Origin of the sequence: Pelomonas sp. KK5 (genome assembly GCF_001984095.1) — a bacterium.
Taxonomy (GTDB): Bacteria; Pseudomonadota; Gammaproteobacteria; order Burkholderiales; family Burkholderiaceae_C; genus KK5.
Genome location: NZ_LYVQ01000376.1, coordinates 1 through 3,542 on the forward strand (window position 1 = coordinate 1; position 3,542 = coordinate 3,542).

Below are 3,542 nucleotides of genomic sequence, written 5' to 3' on the forward strand. Positions count from 1 at the left end.
ACCTGGCGTCCAGCGGCGGCGCCATCCAGCTGGGCGGCAATGTCGTCGCGACCAGCTTCACGGCGAGCGCCGCCGGCGCCTTCACGCAGGCGGGCACCAGCGAGGTGGCCGCAGGCAGCGGCGCCATCGGCATCACTGCCGCCGGCGGCGACCTCAGCGCCGGCAAGCTCGTGACGACGGGCGCGGTCACGCTGAGCGCCCCCCAGGGCGCGCTCAGCGTCGCCGGGGTGCTGTCGGGGGCGGACGGGCAGCGCATCGCCTCACTGCTGGCAACCGGGCGCGATCGCGTGTCGCTCAACGGAGCGCTGGTGGCGGGCACGAGCACGCTGAACAGCGAAGGCACCATCGATACGACGGCGGCAACGCTGGACAGCACCGGGGCGGTGGCGCTGTCCGGCGGCACGGCGGTGCTCGGCGGCGCGATCGTCACGCCGGCGGCGGTGAGCATCACCAGCGGCGGTGCGGCAAGCCTGGCTGCCGTGGCTGCGAGCGCGGGCGTGATCAACGCCAGCACGGCGAAAGCCGGGGCGGTGACGGTGGGCGCGGCCGGCGAGGTCACGCTCGGTGGCCTGGCCGCCGCCAGCCTGCAGGTGTCGGGTACTGGCAGTGCGCAGCGCGCGGGCGCCACGCACTTCGGCGACGGCGGTGTGTTCAGCAGTGGCGACGTCAGCGTCAACGCGGGTGCCATCACGCTGGGCCGGGGCGGCATCAAGAGCGGCGGCACCTTGACTCTGACCGCGGCGGGCGACCTCGGCAGCGGGGACGGACGGCTGGAATCGGCCGGCGCGGCCACGCTGAGCGCCGGCGGTGCCCTGACGCTGCGCTCCGGCGGGCTGGAGGTGACCGGGGCGCACGCGGCGGCCCTCCATGCGGGCGGCCTGCTGACGGTCAATGGGCCGGTCAAGAGCGCAGCGTCGGTAGAGCTCGTCTCCAGCGGCGCGGACATCCAGCTGAACGGCAACGTCGACGCGCCGGCGGGGTTCACCGCCAGCGCGGCAGGCGCGTTCGGGCAGGCGCAGGCTTCGGCGGTCGCGGCCGGCAGCGGCGCCATCTCCATCACCACCACCGCCGGACAGCTGGCGGCCAGCAACCTGCTGGGCACCGGCGCGGTGGTGCTCAGGGCGGAGCATGGCGCGCTCAGCGTCGGCGGCGCGCTGGCCGGCGGCAGTGCCGGCCAGCAGCTGGCCTCGCTCGACGCCAGTGCCCAGGGCAATCTGACGCTGCACGGCGCGCTGGTCGCGGGGACGACCACGCTGGCCAGCGGAGCCGCGCTGGACACGACGGCCGCGACGCTGCAGAGCGGCGGCGCGGTGACACTGAGCGGCGCGACGGTCAGCACCGGCGCGATCGTCAGCCCGGCTGCGGTCAGCGTCGGGGCGACCGGCGCTGTCGTGCTGGGCCCGGTCGCCGGCGCCGCCGGTGCGCTGGATGCCGGCACCGCTCGCGCCCAGAGCCTGACGGTGACGACACCGGGCCAGGTGACGCTGGGCGGTGCGGCAGCGGGCAGCGTGCTGGTGCAGGGGCCCGCCAGCGGTAGTGCCGGCGGTGTCGGCTTCAGCGGCGCCAGCGTGTTCGCGGGCACCGGTGCCGTGACGGTCAGGGCCTCTGGCGACATCGTCTTCGACGCCAACGCAGGCATCGCGTCCGGTGGCGACCTCAGCCTCGCCAGCGGCGGCGCGATCACCAGCGGCGCCAAGCTGCTTTCCGCCACCGGTGCGGCCACGCTGACGGCGCAGACCACGCTGAGCATCGGCTCCGGCGGCGTGTCGGCCGGTGGCGCGCTGACCCTCAGCGCGCACGACGACCTGGTCGCGACCGGCCCGATCAAGACGTTCGGAGGCAGCATCGTCGTGCAGTCAGTGGCCGAGAGCGTGACGCTGAACGAGCTGTTCACCTGGGAATCCGGCGCCGTGAGCAGCGGCCAGTTGACGGTGAATGCGGGCAAGGACGTCACCCTGGCCAAGGCGCTGGGCGGCCCGAACACCGGCTACTTGCTTGCCGGCCCCGGCTATCAGGAGAGCCTGCGGCCGCAGGTGGGCGTCGTGTCGATCAGCGCGGGCCGGGACGTGGAGCTCAATGGCCTGAACCTGGATGGCGGCAGCTCGGCAGGGCACCCCAACGGGCTGTCGGTGACGGCGGGCCACCGGCTGGTGAGCAATGCCCTGATCGCGGTCAACAAGGGCGACATCGTCCTGTCGGCCAGCGGGCTGGGCGACCTGGACGGCATCTACCTCGGCAACTCCGTTTACTCGCGCGGGCTGGACCTGGGCGCCGGCGGCAAGACGGCCTACAACATCACGATCGGCGGGCAGGGCGCGGACGGTACGCGCGGCAACCTCTTCCTGTTCGACAACACGGATGACTTCGCGCTGACCGGCGGCAGCGGCGAGATCGCGAAGATCGTGGTCGGCAACAACGTGGCCAACTACAAGACCGCCAGCACCGACGTGCACGGCGTGGTGAGCTATTCGCCTGCCGACACGCTGGTCGATGCGGCGAACGCGGCCGGCGTGTACGTGGCCATCGGCGCCGATCAGCTGAGAGCCAGCCTGAAGGCCGCCGGTCCGCTGAGGCTGCAGGCCATGCCGACGCTCGCTCAGGTCGGCGACCTGGGCGCGGCGCCTGTCATCAGGAACGACGGCGTGGGCCAGACGAACGGCATCGGCCTGAAGGTGCAGGTCTACAAGGTTGCGGGCGATGCCGCGACGGAGGTCTACAGCGTCCTGGGGACCGATGACATCGAAGTGCGCGGGCAGAGCGGCGACTGCGATAGTGCGCAACTCCCGTGCTATGCGCGAAGCTACTACGTCGATGGCACCACAGGCGTCGCCTACCTGATGGACCGGGTCAGCGGCACCCGCTATGAGATCCGCCAGGATTCGCAAGGCAATGATGACTTGACCCTGCGACCTCGGGGCGTATCCATCTCCTCGTACAACACCGCTCCGGAGACTGGCTTCTCCGATCCGATCTTCTTCGTGTTGAGAGAGACCGGCAAGGTGGGAGGATTCGTGAACCGCATTGGCGGCGGCGCCTACCAGGCCGGGGTCGACGTGACGATCGAGCAGAGTCCGCCGACCTTCGACAGCAACACAGGCCTGTGGACGCTGCAGCAGAGCGCCAATGACAACTATCAGGCGCTCAGCTACAAGTTGAGCGGCAGCGTCGTTCAGACCAGCGCGCCGAGCGATGCCAACCACGTGACGCGCATCCTGATCGGCCCGGGGACGCTGCAAACCGAGGCCTTCGATGCGACCTTCAACACGGCGGGCGGCCTCAATGGCGGCCAGAACGGCTCCGGTGCATCCAACACGACGATCGGCAACGGCTCCAACAGCAACGCCGGCTTCCAGTCGGTGGGCAGCTTCGGCGGCCAGGGCGCGGGCTCGGCGGCGGGCCTGACCGGCAACGGGGCAGCGACGGGTGTGGGTACCGGCAGCTTCGGCGCCGGTAGCGCCAGCGCCGCCGCTGGCAATGGCAGCAGCAGCGGTACGAGCTTCGGCGGACTGCTCGCCGGCAGCGCCGGCGGCAACGCCGGCAAC

At 71.8% G+C, this 3,542-nt stretch carries 1 protein-coding gene; it reads left to right on the top strand.

Features of this window, described 5'->3' with window-relative positions:
* Positions 1-3,542: hypothetical protein (locus B0W88_RS33990; RefSeq protein WP_158080974.1), on the top strand; the 3,542-nt coding region annotated here is incomplete at both ends.